The sequence below is a fragment of the Microbispora sp. H10836 genome (assembly GCF_012999525.1).
GTDB lineage: Bacteria > Actinomycetota > Actinomycetes > Streptosporangiales > Streptosporangiaceae > Microbispora.
The window spans coordinates 29,110-46,539 of sequence record NZ_JABBWU010000022.1 but is presented as its reverse complement, the minus strand read 5'-3'; the positions used below and the strand labels follow the sequence as shown (position 1 = coordinate 46,539).

The following is a 17,430-nucleotide window of genomic DNA, read 5'->3' as shown; positions in this document are numbered from 1 at the left end:
CATGGACGGGATGTACGACGTGGTGGTGCTCGGCCTGGGACCGGGCGGAGAGGGCGTCGCGGGGCGGCTGGCGGAGGCCGGCCTCAGCGTCGCCGGGGTGGAGGCCCGCCTGATCGGGGGCGAATGCGCCTACTGGGGCTGCGTCCCCTCCAAGATGATGGTGCGGGCCGCGGGGCTGCTGGCCGAGGCACGGCGGGTGCCCGGCATGGCCGGCTCGGTCCGGGTGTCCCCGAAGTGGGCCCCGGTGATCGACCGGATCACCGGCGAGGCGACGGACGGCTGGAGCGACGACGCCAGGGCGGAGCAATTCGAGAGCGCGGGCGTCCACCTCGTCCGGGGCCGCGGCCGGATCACCGGGCCACGGGAGGTGACCGTGGACGGCCGGGTGCTGCGGGCCCGGCGCGGGATCGTCCTCGCCACCGGCACCAGCCCCGACGTCCCCCCGATCGACGGCCTGGAGGGCACGCCGTACTGGACGAACCGCAACGCCGTCACGGCCCGGCAGGCGCCCGAGTCGCTGATCGTGCTGGGCGGCGGGGCGGTCGGCTGCGAACTCGCCCAGGTGTTCGCCCGGTTCGGCACGCGGGTGTCGGTCGTGGAGGCCGCCGACCGCCTGCTGCCACAGGCGGAGCCCGAGGCGGGCGTGCTGCTGGCCCGGGTGTTCGCCGGTGAGGGCCTCGCGACGTACACCGGCGTCGGGGCCGCGCGGGTACGGCACGACGACGACGGCTTCACACTGACGCTTGAGGACGGCCGGACCCTCCGCGCCGCGCGTCTACTGGTCGCCACCGGCCGCAGGACCGACCTGGCCGCTATCGGCGCGGGAGAGGCCGGCCTCGACGAGAGCGCCAGGTTCGTCGCCGTGGACGATCGGATGCGCGCCGCCGACGGCGTGTGGGCGGTGGGCGACGTGACCGGCCGGGGAGCCTACACGCACGTCGCCGTCTACCAGGGCAGGATCGCGGCCCGCGACATCCTCGGCGAGGGCGGTCCGGCGGCCGACTACCGGGCGGTGCCCCAGGTCACGTTCACCGACCCGGAGGTGGGCTCGGTGGGCCTCACCGAGCGGGAGGCCCGGGAGGCCGGGCTCGACGTACGGGTGGGCTTCGCCCACGTCGACGAGTCGGCCCGCGGCTGGATCCACGGGGCCGGGCACGAGGGCTTCGTCAAGCTGGTGGAGGACGCGCGGCGTGGCGTGCTGGTCGGCGCCACGAGCGCCGGACCGGCCGGCGGGGAGGTGCTCGGCGCGCTGGTGGTGGCGGTGCAGAACGAGATCCCCACGACGCGGCTGCGGCACATGATGTTCGCCTATCCGGCCTTCCACCGGACCATCGAGGACGCGCTCGAGACGCTCGGCGGCCAGGTGCCGGGCCTGTGAGCCCGGCGCCCTCGCCGCACTGCCCGCCCTCGCCGCACTGGCCGCCCTCGCCGCACTGGCCGCCCTCGCCGCACTGGCCGCCATCGCCACCAGCGCCGCCACCTCGGAGACGACGGTCAGGCGCTGGGTGAGCCCGGCCGGCACCATGCCGGGGTCGAGGTGCAGCATCCGGAAGGCGTACGGCAGGACCACGAGGAGCAGCGAACCGAGCGCCACGGCGCACAGCAGCCGTACCGGACGCGAACGGGTGGCGCGGCATACGAGTAACCCGGCCACAGGCAGACTGATGAAGGCGGCGAAGGCGGCATAGCGGTGAATGCCGCCCGAGACCGACAGCGACAGGCCCGGCCGGTCGGTCGGGAACCCGGCCACCAGCAGCAGGCAGGCGCTCCACACGCCCACCAGCAGCGCCGCACGCCGGTCCAGCCGCGCCAGCCGTACGGCGAGCACCGCCGAGCCCGCGGCGATCGACGTCAGGGAGGCCGGCAGCAGCCACCCGTGCGGCGCGAAGGCGTACTCGCTGATCATCGCGGTGAGCGGGTCGAGCCCCGCCACCAGGTGTAACGCGAACATCGCTGCGGCGCCGGCCGCAACCAGCACGTATCCCAAGACCGTCCCCATGGCTCTTCAGCCTGGCCGCGGGGACGGCGGCGGCCCATCGGAGATCCACCCGAGCCACCCCTGAGGGATCCCCTAGGTAGCCGGTCTACATCACGATGAAGGTGCCGATCACGCCGGTCGCGCTCAGCACGCCCAGCACGGTCAGTACGGCGACCGCGACCCCGGCGCTTGTCAGCCATCGACGCCGCGCCGTGCCGGTGCCCAGGCTCACCACCGCGAGCCAGCCCCACAACAGCCCCTCCACCAGGAACCACGGTTCGTTGAACAGCAGATCCTGAAGGTCGGCCGTGCGCCGGTCGATCGTCGCCCAGAACGGAAGGTCGATGTGCAGCAGGCCGACCAGGCTCAGCACCCGCTGGATGACGTTGATCAGGGCGTGCATGACGCAGCCCACCGCCACCACCCAGCAGAGGGCCTGCAGGCCGCGCCGCCCGTACGGGTGCCGCCACAGCGGCAGCGTCGCCACCGGCACCACCGCGGCGATCAGCAGGATGACCGCCCCCGCCGCGTTCACCAGCAACCACTGCCGGTGCGACAGGGGCGTGCCGAACATGCCGAAGGTCCCGCCCAGCGCGTAGTAAGCCCGATAAGCGCTGTAGAACAGGGCCCACGCACCGAGCACGATGCTGATCCTGACCCTGTTCGCCGCCACATCCCGCACGTGCTCCACAGCTGCCACATTTCCCCCGAATGCGCTCATGGCCCGGAGATCAGAATGCCGAACCGGCCCTGAGACACAGCTGAGAACACCCGGCCGCCGGCCTAGGAGACGTCGGCGGAATCCGCGGGGGCGGTCTCGGGGGTGGACGCGCGGAACCAGCGGCAGCCGTACCGGCCCATGGGGAAGCGGGCCCGGCCGTCGCCGGAGATCTCGACCGTGCCGTCCACCAGAAGGTCGGTCAGCACCTTGGACGAGTCGAGCCCGTCCAGCGTGATCTCCACCTCCGCCTCGGTCTCACCGAGGTTGTGCACGGCCACGACCGTCTCGCCGTCGCAGTCGGCCCGGTGGGCGAACACGGCGTCCACGCCGGTGTCGAGCACCGTGTAGTCGCCCCACGCGAACTCCGGGCAGTCGCGGTAGTGCCGGATCAGCCGGGTGATCCAGGACAGCAGCGAGTCGGGGTCGCGCTCCTGCGCGCTGACGTTGACCTTCTCGGGACCGTAGTCCCCTGTCGGCATGGGGATGCGCACCTTGGAGGGGTCGGCGTCGCTGAAGCCGCCGTTGCGGTGGGGGGTCCACTGCATCGGCGTGCGGACGGCCTGGCGGCCCTCCAGCTCCAGGTTCTCCCCCATGCCGATCTCCTCTCCGTAGAAGAGCACCGGGGTGCCCGGCAGGGAGAACAGCAGGCTGTAGACCATCTTGATCCGGTCCATGTCGCCGCCCAGCATGGTGGGCACGCGTCGCCGCAGGCCCCGGCCGAACAACTGCATGTCCTTGTCCGGGCCGAAGGCCGCGAAGACCTCCTCACGCTCGGCGTCGTTCAGCTTGTCGAGCGTGAGCTCGTCGTGGTTGCGGACGAACGTCGCCCACTGCGAGTCCTTGGGCGGGGCCGGCCGCTCGCGCAGGGCGGCGGCCAGCGGACCGGCGTCCTGGCGGGCCAGCGACAGGTACGTCCGCTGCATGGTGATGAAGTCGAAGCACATGGTGATCTCGTCGCCGAGATCGTTGCCGAAGTACCGCACCAGGTCGTCGTACGGCAGGTTCACCTCGCCGAGGAGGATGGCGCTGCCGTCGCGGCGGCTGAGGAAGGCCCGCAGGCAGGCGAAGAACTCGTGCGGGTCGGGCAGGTCGTCGCTGTCGGTGACCTGCTCGATGAGGAACGGCACGGCGTCCACCCGGAAGCCCGACAGGCCCAGCTCCATCCAGAAGCCGAGGATCCGGGAGATCTCGTCCTGCACCTCGTGGTTGGCGGTGTTCAGGTCGGGCTGGAACCGGTAGAACCGGTGGAAGTAGTACTGCTCGGTCTTCTCGTCGTACTCCCAGAGGCTGTCCTCCTCGTCGGGGAAGACGATGCCGCCGGGATCGTCGGGCTCCGGCTTGTCCGACCAGATGTACCAGTCCCGGTAGCGGGAGTCCCGGCTGGAACGCGCGTCCTTGAACCAGGGATGCTGGTCGGAGGTGTGGTTGACCACGAGATCGGCGATGACCCTGATGCCGCGGTCCCTGGCCACGCGCATGAACTCGACGAAGTCGCCGAGCGTGCCCAGGCGCGGGTCGACGTTGTAGAAGTCGGTGATGTCGTAGCCGTCGTCCTTGTCGGGCGTCGGGAAGAACGGCATCAGCCAGATGCACGTCACGCCCATCCGGTCCAGATGGTCGATGCGCTGGATCGCCCCTCTGAAGTCACCGATCCCGTCGCCGTTGCCATCGGCGAACGTCTCGATGTCGAGGCAGTACACGACCGCGTTCTTCCACCACAGATCGGAGGTCATGCTCAGTCTCATGACCGTTCCCGATGCCCGGTAAAAGAACGGCAAAACATCGGGCCCGCGCCGCCGCAGCGGCGCGGGCCGACGTGGTACCGCCGGCGCGGCCGGTCACGACCGCTGTGTCACCGTGAGTCACGTCCTAGAGCGGCGTGACCTGTTCGGCCTGCGGTCCCTTGTTGCCCTGAACGGTCACGTAGCTGACTCGCTGGTTCTGGTCCAGCGTCCGGTAACCGTTCGAGGTGATCGCCGAATAATGAACGAACACGTCAGCGGTGCCGTCGTCCGGAGCGATGAAACCGAAGCCCTTTTCGGCGTTGAACCACTTGACAGTGCCTTCAGACAACTGCTTCTCCTTCTTGGAAGCCACACCATGTTCCCAGGTCGAGAGCATGAGGCTGCGTAGCGGAATCGTTGCGCGACCGCGTGAGACGCTGGAAGCGCGCGCATATCCGCCGCCGGGATGACCCGGGTGCGCTTTTTACAAACCATGTTTTCAGGAATTGTCCACTGCGACACTCGCAGCCTGTCCGGAGAGTACCCACGATTACCCGGAGCTATGCCGGTGCCGCCATATACCACCGCGCGTGCCCGTCACCGCGCGTGAGCGAGTCGAGCCGCCGGGGCAGCTCCTGCCGGGAGAACGGGTCGCCGGAGGCGTTACGGATGTGGATGCCCACGGCGTACATGTCCCGCACCTCCATCAGCGTGCCGTAGCCGGGCCACAGCCGCAGGTCCGAGCCGTACGCGCGGGCGAACTCGTCCACGTCGGCCGTCGACAGGCCGAAGCGGCGCTGCCCGTGGTAGGTGTGCACCAGGTCCCACTCGCGCGGGCCGACGGCCACGCCGTCCCAGTCGCACAGCACCACGTGCCCGTCCTGGCACCGCAGCAGGTTGTCGATCCAGGCGTCGCCGTGCAGCAGCACCGGCGAGCCGGTGTCGAGGGCGCGCCAGCGCCCGGTGAGCTCCTCGATGCGGTCGCTCAGCCATGACCGCTGGCCGGCGGTGAGCACCTCGGCCCGGTGCTCCACCGCGTGCCGCACCTCCGCGAGCGGGTCGGTGAGCGTCCGCAGCCCCACCGGCGGCACCGGCTCCCGGTGCAGGCTGCGCAGCACCCGGCCGAGCTGCCGGGTCGTCGGGCGGCCACGGGAGGGGACGTACCGCCAGAAGGTGACCGCCCGGCCGCCGTGCACGATCGGCTGGTCGGCGATCTCGTCGGCCGGCCGCACGGTCGGAAAGCCCCGGTCGGCGAGCCAGCGGGCGACCGCCACGACCACCGGCAACCGGGTCAGCGCGTCCGGCGCGGTCGCGATCCGCACCACCATCTCCCCGCGGCGCGCGTCCGCGCGCAGCTTGAAGACCGCGTTGCTGCGCAGCCGCAGGAGCTGCGCGCCCCGCGCGTCCACCCCGATCGTCGCGCAGACCTCGCGCAGGACCCTGAACGCCTCCTCGGCCAGCGGCGCCGGCTCCATCGTCCTCATGGCGGTTTTCACGCGTTCTCGGCGGCAGGGGAGTCCGTCGCGGGGAACAGCCCGCTGAGGGCGAGCGTGGGCGTCGACTCCGCCAGCACCCGCCGCAGACGCCGTACGGCGGGCAACGCGGGGTCGGCGTCCGCCAGCAGGGCCCTGGCCCGCGTGACGACGATCGAGGTGCGGTGCTCGGCGGGGACCTGCCGCAGCGCGTCCGCGGCGATCCGGCAGGCCTCCTCGTGGTCGCCGTTCCTGGCCAGGTGGCTCGCCTGGTCGAGCAGGATCAGCGCCGGGTCGATGGTCTGGAAGCCGGGAGGGAACCCGTCGATGCCCTGCACCTGCTGGGCGTCCCCCAGCTCGATCAGCGTGCCGGTGCGGTAGAACTTCATCCGCTTTTCCGTGAAGACGAAGGCCAGGTCGTCCTGGCTCATGCCGCGCATGCGGGCGAAGATCTGCTCCGCCTCGGCGAGCGCGATCCTGGCGGCCTTGCCGTCCCCCATCCTGGCGAGCGCGCGGGCCTCGGCCGCCGCCGCCAGCGCCGCGGGCGAGCTGGGCGCGGAGCCGGCCAGCATCCGCGCCTCGCGGGCCAGCCGTACGGTCTCGTTCAGGTCGCCGTAGTAGTACAGGAGCATGGTCTGCTGGGCCCGCACCAGCGCCCGCAGCCGCAGGTCGCCCACGTCGTCGGAGGCGGCGCGGGCGGTGCCGTACCACGCGTGGGCCTGGCGGGTGTCGCCCAGCTTCATCAGCGCGTCGGCGGCGAGCAGCGTGAGCATCGTGGTCGCGGTGAGCAGGCGGCGCTGCACCGACGACGGCTGGCGGGCGGAGCTCAGCCGGCGCACGTCGGAGATCTCCAGCATGACCCGGCAGAGCATCGGCGTCGGCGGGGTCGTCATGTACTCCCTGCGGTAGCGCAACACCTGCTCGTCCAGCCGGTCGAGCTGGTCCTCGTTCACCGTGCCCGTGGCCAGCGTGCGGTCGAGGTCGTGGCGCAGGCCCTCGACCTCCGCGAAGAACCGGCCGTTGGGCGTGCCCATCAGCATCGCCTGGTGGAACAGCGCCCGGCGCTCCGCGTCGTCGGGGGCCGGGTCCTCGGCCCGGGACTGCTCGCCGGCCTGGCCGGGCCCGACCACGACGATCTTCTGTCCGCCCGCGTCCTCGCAGTAGTCGGCGGCCAGGCCGAGCCGTACGGCGTTGGCCCGGTAGAGCCGGGCCAGCAGGTCGATGGTCTGGGGACGCGGACGGGCCCGGTTGTTCTCCCAGGCGTTCAGCAGGTCGATGCTCGCCCGCGGGTGACCGAGGCTCTGCTGCTCACACAGGTGCTCCAGCTCCTCGATGGCCTGCCGGGCCGACCACCCGCGGCCGAGCCGGTGGGCCTTCAGCAGGCTGACGCCGCAGCACCCGTGGATCGCCTGGACGGTCTGCCAGAGCGTCCACTGTCGTACCTGTGCCTGTTCGCGCCAGCGACGCGCGCAAGCGGGTGAGTGCTCTCCGCGGGCCATGTGCACGCCCTCCACTGGTGAAGCGGTCCCCGTTTACGGTTGTTTCCCCACGGTAAACGCGCAGGCACACAACCTCCCGCGACTGTTATGCCTTCGTGTTCGTGAACCCGTGTGTGTTCCACGGAATCCCGGTGAGTTCCCTGGTTATTGCACGGTTTCGGGGAATCCGCACGATTGCCGGTAGGTCGTTGCGGGTTCACCCTTTCCGGTGATAGGTCCTGACGTTCCCCGGAGGCTGAGGATGACGACGGTAGACCGCAGCGAGGCGATGGACCACCTGGAGCGGCTCGCCGCCCAGCTCGAGGCCCACTCCTTCCAGGTGCGCCTGACAGCGCCGGCCGGTCTCTATCCGCGACTGCGTGTCATCAATCCCATGGAGCCCACGATGGCCGAGGACGTGCTGGCGTCCAACGCCAGCGACGGCGAGTGGTGGTACTGGCTGTCGTGGGCCGGCCGGATCGGGCACGCCTCCGACGTGGTCACCGCCGCCGAGCGCATCGCCAGCGTCCTCCACGTCATCCGCCGCTGACGCTGGCCCCGGCGTGCACCGCGCGCTTGACGAAGGTCCCCAGGAACAAGGACCTCCCACGAGAGGTGGACCTCGGCCGATGATGCCTCACCGTCGGCGAGATCCGGTGCGCGTTCGACCTGCACGGCTGACCGGCACGGCTGACCGGCACGGCGAGGGTCAGGCGAACTTCGACTTCGGGCGGTCCTGGAGGACGCCGTCGACGTACACGTCCACCTTCTCGTCGTAGAAGGCGACCAGTCCGCCGATCTTCTGCGACTCCGGGAGCGGAGTGGGATACGACCAGACCAGGTCCCTGCCCGACTCGTCCTCGCCGACCGACCAGTACACCGCGCGGCCCTTGTACGGGCAGTGGGTCACGGTCTCGGACGGGCGCAGCAGGTCGAGCCGCACATCGGTCTTGGGCAGGTAGTAGCGCGGCGGCAGGCCGGTCTCGAACAGGATGCGCGGGCTGCGCGAGTCGGCGACGGTGACGCCGTTCACCTCCACCCGGACGTGGCGCGAGCTGGCCAGGACGTCCACCCGGGTGTACGGGTCGCGGGCGTGGACGAAGACCTCCTCGTCCTCCTCGAACCAGTTGTCCATCGCGTTCCAGTCGAAGCGGACGTGGCCCCGGATCTCCTCCAGCGGGGCGTCGTCCCCGTACACGAGGGCCGCGCCGGGCCGGCCGGCCACGTCGTGGACCACCGCGTCTCCCCTGCTGGGCGAGTGCCGCGTCTCTCCGGCGGCCTTCAACTCCTCCACGCGGACGTCGTCCGCCGGGAAGTAGTACGTCGGGTAGTAGGGGACCTCCCAGACCAGCAGGGCCCGGGTGGTGTCGGCCACCGCGCGGCCCTCGGCGTAGACACGCACGCGCTTGGCCGTCGTCTCCACCCGGACGCGGCCCCGTTTCGTCGGCTCCATGCCTGCGCCAACCAAGGGGCGGATCGTCCTTATTCCCCGGCCTCACAATCGCCATTTCCGGGTGTGCGGGCCCGGGTCGGCCCGCGCTATCGACAGCGAGCGAACAGGTCGCTTACCCTCGGCTAGGTGGGTCTTCGCCTTTACGATACGCATCGCCGCGCCGTCCGCGATTTCGTCCCTCGAATTCCCGGAATGGTGTCGATTTATCTCTGCGGTCCCACCGTCGTCGTGCCGCCCCATGTGGGACAGCTCAGATCGCAGGTCAATTTCGACATTCTGCACCGCTGGCTGAAATTCAGCGGATATGAGGTCCTGCTCTGCCGGAACGTCACCGACATCGAGGACAAGATAATTCACAGGTCCATCGCCGAGGGGGTCCCCTGGTGGCGGATCACCGGTCCCGTCCACCGGGCCTTCGTCCGTACGTACACCACTCTGGGATGCCTTCCGCCCAGCGTGGAGCCGCGGGCGACGGGACACATCCCCGAGATGATCGAGATGGTCGAGCAGCTCGTCGCGTCCGGGCACGCCTACGAGTCCGACGGCGACGTGTATTTCTCGGTCGGCTCCTACCCGAACTACGGGTCCCTTTCCCGGCAGCAGGCCGAGCGCCTGCGGGCGGCCGAGGAAAACGAGCGGGGAAAACGGGACCCGCGCGATTTCGCACTGTGGAAGAGCGCGAAGTCCGGTGAGCCGGTGTGGAGCTCACCCTGGGGCGAGGGGCGCCCGGGGTGGCATCTGGAATGTTCCGCGATGGCCCGCAGGTATCTGGGCGCGGAATTCGACATCCACGGTGGAGGAGCCAATCTCATATTTCCGCACCACGAGAACGAGATGGCGCAGTCGCGGGCCGCCGGGGATTCCTTCGCGCGTTTCTGGCTGCACAACGGCCCGGTCACGCACCGGGGCGAGAAGATACGCAAACACCCGCGCAACCCGCTGGCCGTCCCGGCCCTGCTCGACCGCGTACGGCCGGTCGAACTCCGCTATTACCTGGCGGCGGCCCATTACCGGTCGCCGATGGAATTCAGCCCGGACGCCCTGGACGAGGCGGCGGCGGCCTACCGGCGCGTCGAGAGGTTCGTGCTGCGGGTGGGCGCCGACGCCGCCGCGCCCCTTCCCCAGCAGTTCATCGAGGCGATGGACAACGACCTGAACGTGTCGCAGGCCCTGGCGGCCGTCCACGGCGAGGTGGCCGAGGGCAACGCCGCGCTGACCGCCGGGGATCGCGAAGGGGCGGCCGGCAAATGCCGGTCGGTCCGGGCCATGCTGAATGTCCTCGGCCTCGATCCGCTCAGCGATACCTGGCATCGGGAAACGCATCTGCAGGAGGTCGCGGGGGCCGTACTCCGGGTGGTCCGTAATCTCGCCGCCGCCAGCGCCCGGCAGGGAGATCACGAACGCGCGCGGATCATGGAGCAGCACATTGAGATGGCGCTCGCCAAACGACGCCAAATCGAGCACCCCGCGCTTATCAGATAGATCTTGGTCGCCCGGCCGGGTACGGCGCCGCCGGGCGGTCCCACGTCCGGGTGACCGAGGAGCGCACGTTGCAAGAACAAGAACTGACGTCCGGAGGATAATTCTGGCCAATTCGTGGGAATCATGACGGCACCAGCTGACGGACACCGCCGAAAGGAGGGCCCCGATGAAGAAGGTGCAGATCGTGCCGCGACCGCGGCCACCGAGAACTCCCGCCCCGATCGACCTGCGCACCCCCTCGGGAAGGGTCCTCCCCTACTAGACGGCCGGTGGCCCGGGTCAGCTCCCGGCCAGCTCGTAGCAGCGGGCGAAGCCCTCCAGCACGGCGGGCCAGGAGCACCGGACCGGCTCGGTCTCCCGGTTGTGCTCGGCGATCGACTGACGCAGGCCGGGGTCCCGGGCCAGCCGTACGACCGAGGCGACGAGGTCGTCGAACGTGCGGCCCAGCAGGCCCTCCTTGCCCGGCCTGACGAAGTCGGCCACGCCGCTCTGCGCCCGCGCAACGACCGGCACGCCGGCCGCGCGGGCCTCCAGCGCGGCCAGCCCGAACGACTCGCGCGGCGCCGGGGCCACGAACACGTCTGCCTCGGCCAGCAAATCCTTGATCTGCTCCCGGCTGTACCTGCCGGGGAGTGCCACCCACCCCATCCGGCGCGCCCGCAGGTAGCGCTCCATGCGCCCGCGGGCCGGGCCGTCGCCCACGATCGTCGCGCGCATCGCGACGTTCCCCGGCACCCTGTCGCGCGCCGCCTCCAGCAGCTTGAGCAGGCGCAACGGCTGCTTGCGCGGCGCCAGCCTGCCCACCGCCACCACATGCACCGTCTCGTTCACCGTCTCGTCCCCGGCGGCCCGTACGGGGCCGGGCTCGGGCCGCCACGAGGTCACGTCCAGCCCGTTGGAGACGACCTGCACCGGCACGCGCGGCCCGGCCACGGCGCGGATGGGGCGCGCGGCGGCCTCGCTCACAGCGGTGAGGACCAGGCCCCAGCGCCGCCACTCGAAGGCCGCCTGCAGCGCCCGGTACACGCCCCGGGTGACCGGATCCCACATGCTGTGCACGGTCGCGACCACCGGGAGGCCGGCCCGGACCGCCGCGCGCACCCCCATCCACGCGAACGGCGAGACCGCCCCCGTGTGGACGTGCACCACGTCGAACCGCCCGCTCGTCATGAGCCGGAGCAGGTGGGCCGTGCCCCGCGGATGGACCGGCAGGTCGAACGGGAGGTTCGCGACCACGCGGTGCACGCCGGGCAGCCGCTCCCCCGGCGTCGCCGTCACCACCTCGACCGTGTGGCCCGCCTCTCGCTGGGCCCTGACGAGGTCGGCGACCTGCACCTCGATTCCCCCGAGCCGCGGCAGGTAGCAGTCGCTGACGTGAAGAATCCTCACCGGGTCAGCCTGGCAGAGTGCGCCACGCCCATCAAACCGCTCGCGGGGAGGGCGGCGCGGCCCGGGCCGGACCACGTGGGATCATGTCGGGAACCGGCCGCCACGGCAGCCGCGGTGGCGCAGACGAGTGGAGCACGCGATGACGACGTTCCGTGGGGCGCGATGAGGACGGCGGTGTTCTTCCACGCCCATCCCGACGACGAGGCGCTGCTGACCGCCGGGACCATGGCCATGCTGGCGAACGAGGGGCACCGCGTGGTGCTCGTCGTCGCCACGGCGGGCGAGCGCGGCCTCGCCGATCTCCCCCACGGCGAGGAACTGGGCAGAGCCCGGATGGAGGAACTGCACCGCTCGGCCGCGGCCCTGGGCTGCGCCCGGGTCGTGCTGCTCGGCTACGGCGACTCCGGCCTGGCGATCGACGGCGGCGTGGCCGACGACCGGCCGGACAACGCGTTCATCGACGCCGACATCGAGGAGGCGGCCCAGCGGCTGGCCTCGGTGCTCAAGGAGGAGACGGCCGACCTGCTCACGATCTACGACCCGGCGGGCGGCTACGGCCACCCCGACCACGTGCAGGTCTACCGGGTGGGCGGCCGGGCCGCCGAGATCGCCGGGACGCCCATCGTGCTGGAGGCGACGGTCGACCGCGACCTGCTGCTCAAGGGCGTACGGCTGGCCTCCCGGTTCTACCCGGCGATCGACGTGCGGAGCTTCGAACGGGCCTACTCGCCCCGGGACGCGATCACCCACCGGGTGAACGTACGCGGACACGCCAAGGCCAAGCGGGCGGCGATGGCGGCCCACGCCAGCCAGGCCACCGGCGGCGACGGCGACCGCACGCTGGGCGCGATGCTGAAGATCCCCGGATTCGCCTACCGCTACGTCTTCGGCACCGAGTGGTACGTGCGCCGCGGCCTGCCCCGGGGTACCCGCCTGCGGCATCCCTTCGACAACCCCTAGGGGTGGTGATCCTCCGTCAGGAGGAGCCGACAGCCCACACGGACCGGCAGACTGGGAAGGACCGACACCGGACTGGGGGCATACGCGGGTGAACAGGAAGTGGCTGCAGATCGCGCTGTCCGCGGTGTCGCTCGGGCTGGCCGGGGCGCTCGTGCTCTACCTCCCGCAGATCGTGCACGCGCTGACCGGCGCCACCGTGAGCTGGCGGGAGATCGGCCACCAGTTCGGCGGTCTCGGGTGGCACACGATCGCGCTGATGAGCGCCTTGTGGCTGGCGAGCCTGTGGGCGTACACGTTCGTGATGACCTCCGCGCTGCCCGGCCTCACGCACACGCAGGCGCTCACGCTCAACGCGGCCGGGAGCGCGGTCAGCAACCTGCTGCCGTTCGGCGGGGCGGCGGGCGTGGCCCTGACGTTCGGCATGACCCGCGGCTGGGGCTTCGCCAACCGGCCGATCGTCGTCTACACGCTGGTCACCGGCATCTGGAACTCGCTGTTCCGCTTCATCCTGCCCGCCGTGGGGATCCTGGGCCTGCTGATCGCGGGCAAGGCCACCAACCCCACGGTCGCCAAGGCGGGCTGGGCCGGCGCGGTGTCGATACTCGCGCTGGTGGCCGTGGTGGCCGCCGCCCTCTACTGGGACCGCGCCGCCGCCGTGCTCGGCCGCGCCCTGGACGGGCTCGTACGGCTCGCGCCCCGGCGGTTCCGCCCGGCGGAGCACGCCGCGTCGGCGGCGATCGAACGGCTGCGCCGGGACACGGCCGACATCATCCACAGCCGGTGGGCGGGCCTGTCGCTCGGGATGGTCGCCTTCCTCGTCCTCCAGTGCCTGATCATGGCCGCCTGCCTGGTGGCCACCGGCTCGTACCCGGGACCCGCCGAGACCGTCGCGGTCTTCGCGCTGAGCCGCGTCCTCACCACCGCCCTCGTCACGCCCAGCGGGGCGGGGATCATGGAGGGCGGCGTCGCCACGCTGCTGATCGGGGCGTTCGGCCAGCCCGCCGGCGGGGCCACCGCCGCGGCCGTGCTGTTCGGCTTCTGGACCTACACCATCGAGATCCCGTGGGGCGGGCTCGCGCTCGGCGGATGGGCGCTGCTGCGCCGGCGGGACGCCCGCGCCGAGGGCGCCGGTCCGGCGCCCTCTCCGCGCCGCACGCGCGTCCCCTGACTGCCTGCGGAACCTCCTCGTGATCTTCTAAACTCACGGGCGGGAAGGTGAGGGTGTCCGGGTCGGTTAAAACCTTGTGCCCGCTTCGCGGACGCGCATACGGTGGCGCCTGACATGCGACGCCAACCCGAGACACGACGGCAACCTGCGCCGGCCTGCGGGCACGGCGCACGACAGCGGAGGAGCGCCCGATGAGCCCGGTGACGTTCCGGGTCCTCGGGCCGGTGGGGGCGCACGACGACACCGACGAGCTCGACCTCGGCGGGCTGCGGCAGCGCGCGGTGCTGGCCCGCCTGCTCGTGGCGCGTGGTCAGGTCGTGCCCGTGGACACCCTGCTGTTCGACCTGTGGGACGACGACGCCGGCAAGGGCGCCCAGTCGGGGTTACAGGTCTACATCTCCCGGCTGCGCCGGGTGCTGGAGCCGAACCGCCCGCGTGGCGGGCCCAACCGGCTGCTCGTGACCGTCGCGTCGGGGTACGCCCTGCGCGCCGCCCCCGAACAGGTGGACGCGCTGAGCTTCGAGGCCATGGTCCGCTCGGCAGGGGAGCGGCTGGACGAGAGCCCGCAGGCCGCGCGGGCCCGGCTGGACGCGGCGCTCGCGCTGTGGCACGGCACGCCCTACTCGGACTTCGCCGACCAGCCCTGGGCGGAGGCGGAGGTGGCGCGGCTCAGCGAGCTGCGCCTGGTGGCCAGGGAGCGGCACGCCGACGCCGGGCTGCGGATGGGCCTGCACGCCGAGACCGTGCCCGATCTCGAGGCGCTGACCACCGAGCACGCCCTGCGCGAGGAGGGCTGGCGGCTGCTCGCCCTCGGCCTGTACCGGTGCGGGCGGCAGGGCGACGCGCTCGCCGCGCTGCGCCGGGCCCGCACGATCCTGTCCGACGAGCTCGGCATCGACCCCGGTCCGGCGCTGCGCAAGCTGGAGTCGGACATCCTCGCCCAGGACCCCGGGCTCGACCTCGTGCTCCCCGCGCCCCGGCGGCCCGTCGAGATCAGCGCCACCTGGCCCCCGAGACCGGTCGCGACCGGCGACGCGCCGCCGCTGGAGCCCGAGCCGTTCGTCGGCCGCGACGCCGAGCTGGCCGCGCTCGCCGCCGCCGCGCCGCGCGCCCAGGGGGGCCGGTTCACCGTCGCCGTCATCAGCGGCGATCCCGGCGCGGGGAAGACGACGCTGGTGCGGCGGCTGTTCGAACGGCTGGAGCACGAGGGCTGGATCGGAGCGACCGGCGGCTGCCCCGACAGCACGGCGACCCCGCCCGGCTGGGCCTGGGTCGAGGTGCTGCGCGCCCTCGTGGCCCGCAGGGGCGCGGGCGAGTACGCCGCGCTGCTGGCGCCGCTGCTCGACGACGCCGCCCCCGACACCGCCGACGACGAGGCGTCGGGCGGCTTCCGGCTGCACCGGGCCGTCGGCGGCTACCTGTCGGCCGTGGCGCGCGAGGCGCCGCTGCTGATCCTCGTCGAGGACCTGCACTGGGCCGACGACCAGACGCTGGCGCTGCTGCGCGCGCTGCCGAGCCTGCTCGCGGCCAGCCGCGTGCTGATCGTGGTGACCTGCCGGGACGGCGAGCTGAACGACCAGCAGCAGGACGTGCTGGCCGCGCTGGCCCGCCTCGACCCCGTACGCGTCGGGCTCGGCGGCCTCGACGACGCCGCCGTGGCGGAACTCGTCCGGGCGACCTGCGTGCGCGAGGTCGACGACGAGGTCGTCAGCACGATCGTCGAGCGGGCCGGGGGCAACCCGTTCTTCGTCAAGGAGACGGCCCGGCTGTTCGAGGCCGAAGCCGACATCTCCGAGGTGCCCTCGGGCGTGCGCGACGTGTTGCGGCGGCGGATCGCCCGGCTGCCGGAGCGGGCCCAGCAGGTGCTGCTGCAGGCCGCCGTGATCGGCCGGGACGTGGACGTCGACGTGCTGGTCGACGTGTCCGGCGACGAGGACGCCGTGGTGGACGCGGTGGAGGCGGCGCTGCTGGCCGGGCTGGTGACCGAGCCGGGGCCCGGCCTGCTGAGGTTCGACCACGACCTGGTCAGGGACACGCTCTATTCCGACGCCTCACGGCTGCGCCGTTCGCGCCTGCACGCGGCGGTGGCCTCGGTGATCGAGCAGCGCAGCCCGAACGACGTGGCCGCGCTGGCCCACCACTACGACGCGGCGGGCACGGTGGAGACGGCGGCGCAAGCCGTGCGGTACGCGGGGCTGGCGGCCGAGCAGGCCGAGCGCAGGTTCGCCCACCGCGAGGCGGCCACGCTCTGGCAGCAGGCCATCGCCGCCTTCGACCGTGCTCGAACAAGCCGTGCTCACACGGGCCGTGCCCACGCGGACCGGGGGCCGGTACGCGACCGGCTAGAGCTCCAGCTCCGGCTGATCAGGGCGCTGGCGCTGTGCGGGGACATGACCGCCGCCCGCGCGCACCGGGGGGAGGCGATGTCCGTCGCGCTGCCGCTCGGCGACCTGGAGCTGACCGCCCGGGTCGCGGCGGCGCTCGCGGTGCCGCACAAGGGCATCGCCCGCGACTTCACGCGCACGGCCTGGGAGATCGTCGACGTCACCGAGAAGGCGCTCGTCGCGCTGCCGGAGGGCGAGCAGTCCCTGCGGGCCAGCCTGCTCGCCACGCTGGCCCTGGAGCTGGAGGGGTCGGCCACCGAGCGCGGCTACCAGGCGTCGCTGGAGGCCGAGGAGCTGGCCAGGGCGAGCGGCGACCCCGCCCTGCTGGCGATGGCGCTGAGCGGCCGGCTGCGGCAGTCGTACACGCTGACGCAGGTCGACGAGCGCGAGATCATCGGCCGTGAGCTGCTGCGGGTCGGGTCGGAGTCGGGCCAGATCGCGGTGCAGACGCTGGCGCACCTGGTGCTGCTGGAGTGCGCGGCGGCCCGCGGCGACTTCGCCGAGGCCGACGAGCACCTCGCCCAGGCCGAAAGCCTCGGGCGGCGGTACGACCTGCCCGCCCCCGCGGCCGTCGGCGCGTGGTACGCCGGGCAGCGCCTGATGATCACCGGTGACTACGCCGGGGCCGAGCGGGCCTACCGGAACGCCGCGCGGCTGACCGCACGGGCCGGCATGCTCGAAGGCCGCCAGGACCTGCCGCTGATCGCCACGTTCTGCCTGCACCTGGTGGACGGCCGGGCCGCCGAGATGACCGAGCCGCTGGGCGAGGCCCACCAGCGCGGCGCCAAGTGGACCCTCGACGCCTACGCCGTGGCGCTCGCCTCGGCCGGCCACGCCCGGGACGCGCGGGTGGTGGCCGCGAGCAGGGAACCGGTCCGCACCGACTTCCTCTACGAGCTCGCCCTCATCTGGCGGGCCCTCGCCGGGATGCTCCTGGACGACGAGGACCGGATGCGGGAGGCGTACGAGAAGCTGGCGCCGTTCCGCGACCGGATCGCCGGGGCCGGCACCGGCGTCGTCGCCCTGTGGCCGGTGGCCAGGACGCTCGGCGACCTCGCCGTACGGCTCAATCTGCCGGCCCGCGACCACTACGAGAAGGCGCTGGCGGTGGCCGAGCGGGTGGGCGTCCCCCGCTGGGTCACCGAGGCCCGCGAGGCTCTCGCGGGCGTCTGAATGAGAGGCCGTGTGGATGGGAGGCAGAGTCCGCGAAGGCCCCTGTGA

General features: G+C 72.2%; 13 protein-coding genes and 1 pseudogene. 6 read left to right on the top strand and 8 right to left on the bottom strand.

The annotated features are described in order from the left end of the window. Position 1 precedes the first annotated feature (1 nt). A complete protein-coding gene (locus HHX30_RS32025; RefSeq protein ID WP_169986674.1) occupies positions 2 to 1,378 on the top strand; it encodes an NAD(P)/FAD-dependent oxidoreductase in 1,377 nt (458 codons plus the stop codon). Positions 1,379 to 1,513: 135 nt separating this feature from the next. Here the strand turns inward: HHX30_RS32025 and HHX30_RS43845 are convergent. The 6 genes and pseudogenes from HHX30_RS43845 to HHX30_RS31995 form a co-directional block, all read right to left on the bottom strand. After that, a pseudogene (locus tag HHX30_RS43845) lies at positions 1,514 to 1,951 on the bottom strand (DUF998 domain-containing protein); the annotation flags it as partial. A gap of 133 nt (positions 1,952 to 2,084) precedes the next feature. After that, positions 2,085 to 2,669 carry a DUF3995 domain-containing protein gene (locus tag HHX30_RS32015; RefSeq protein ID WP_169986672.1) on the bottom strand — a complete coding sequence of 195 codons (585 nt, stop codon included), beginning with the start codon at positions 2,667 to 2,669 and terminating at the stop codon, positions 2,085 to 2,087. 92 nt (positions 2,670 to 2,761) lie between these two features. Beyond that, complete coding sequence (locus HHX30_RS32010) at positions 2,762 to 4,432, bottom strand: alpha-amylase family protein (protein ID WP_249350675.1); 1,671 nt, start codon at positions 4,430 to 4,432, stop codon at positions 2,762 to 2,764. 136 nt (positions 4,433 to 4,568) lie between these two features. Next, positions 4,569 to 4,772, bottom strand: coding sequence for a cold-shock protein (locus HHX30_RS32005; protein ID WP_030511616.1), 204 nt, complete (start codon positions 4,770 to 4,772; stop codon positions 4,569 to 4,571). A 211-nt stretch (positions 4,773 to 4,983) separates the two neighbouring features. Then, positions 4,984 to 5,907 carry a phosphotransferase enzyme family protein gene (locus HHX30_RS32000; RefSeq protein WP_169986669.1) on the bottom strand — a complete coding sequence of 308 codons (924 nt, stop codon included), beginning with the start codon at positions 5,905 to 5,907 and terminating at the stop codon, positions 4,984 to 4,986. An 8-nt stretch (positions 5,908 to 5,915) separates the two neighbouring features. Then, complete coding sequence (locus tag HHX30_RS31995) at positions 5,916 to 7,394, bottom strand: XRE family transcriptional regulator (RefSeq protein ID WP_169986667.1); 1,479 nt, start codon at positions 7,392 to 7,394, stop codon at positions 5,916 to 5,918. A 241-nt stretch (positions 7,395 to 7,635) separates the two neighbouring features. Here HHX30_RS31995 and HHX30_RS31990 point away from each other — a divergent pair, with 241 nt between their 5' ends. Further along, positions 7,636 to 7,923 carry a hypothetical protein gene (locus tag HHX30_RS31990; RefSeq protein WP_079315904.1) on the top strand — a complete coding sequence of 96 codons (288 nt, stop codon included), beginning with the start codon at positions 7,636 to 7,638 and terminating at the stop codon, positions 7,921 to 7,923. Positions 7,924 to 8,082: 159 nt separating this feature from the next. Here HHX30_RS31990 and HHX30_RS31985 read toward each other — a convergent pair whose 3' ends face one another. Next, entirely contained in the window at positions 8,083 to 8,826 is a 744-nt protein-coding gene (locus tag HHX30_RS31985) for a DUF427 domain-containing protein (protein WP_169986665.1), read from the bottom strand. A gap of 126 nt (positions 8,827 to 8,952) precedes the next feature. Between HHX30_RS31985 and cysS the strand changes: the two genes are divergently transcribed. Next, positions 8,953 to 10,308, top strand: coding sequence for a cysteine--tRNA ligase (cysS, locus tag HHX30_RS31980; protein ID WP_169986663.1), 1,356 nt, complete (start codon positions 8,953 to 8,955; stop codon positions 10,306 to 10,308). Positions 10,309 to 10,587: 279 nt separating this feature from the next. Here cysS and HHX30_RS31975 read toward each other — a convergent pair whose 3' ends face one another. Further along, positions 10,588 to 11,697: a glycosyltransferase family 4 protein gene (locus HHX30_RS31975; RefSeq protein ID WP_169986661.1), complete on the bottom strand. Its 1,110-nt coding sequence runs from the start codon at positions 11,695 to 11,697 to the stop codon at positions 10,588 to 10,590. A gap of 162 nt (positions 11,698 to 11,859) precedes the next feature. Between HHX30_RS31975 and HHX30_RS31970 the strand changes: the two genes are divergently transcribed. The 3 genes from HHX30_RS31970 (at position 11,860) to HHX30_RS31960 (ending at position 17,382) form a co-directional block, all read left to right on the top strand. Next, the gene (locus HHX30_RS31970) at positions 11,860 to 12,657 is read left to right on the top strand and encodes a PIG-L deacetylase family protein (protein WP_169986659.1); all 798 of its coding nucleotides are present in this window, start codon (positions 11,860 to 11,862) and stop codon (positions 12,655 to 12,657) included. Between the two features lie 88 nt (positions 12,658 to 12,745). Continuing rightward, positions 12,746 to 13,825: a lysylphosphatidylglycerol synthase domain-containing protein gene (locus HHX30_RS31965; protein WP_169986657.1), complete on the top strand. Its 1,080-nt coding sequence runs from the start codon at positions 12,746 to 12,748 to the stop codon at positions 13,823 to 13,825. Positions 13,826 to 14,016: 191 nt separating this feature from the next. Continuing rightward, positions 14,017 to 17,382 (top strand): AfsR/SARP family transcriptional regulator, encoded by a 3,366-nt coding sequence (locus HHX30_RS31960; RefSeq protein WP_169986655.1) that lies wholly within the window; start codon positions 14,017 to 14,019, stop codon positions 17,380 to 17,382. The last annotated feature ends 48 nt before the right edge of the window (positions 17,383 to 17,430 follow it).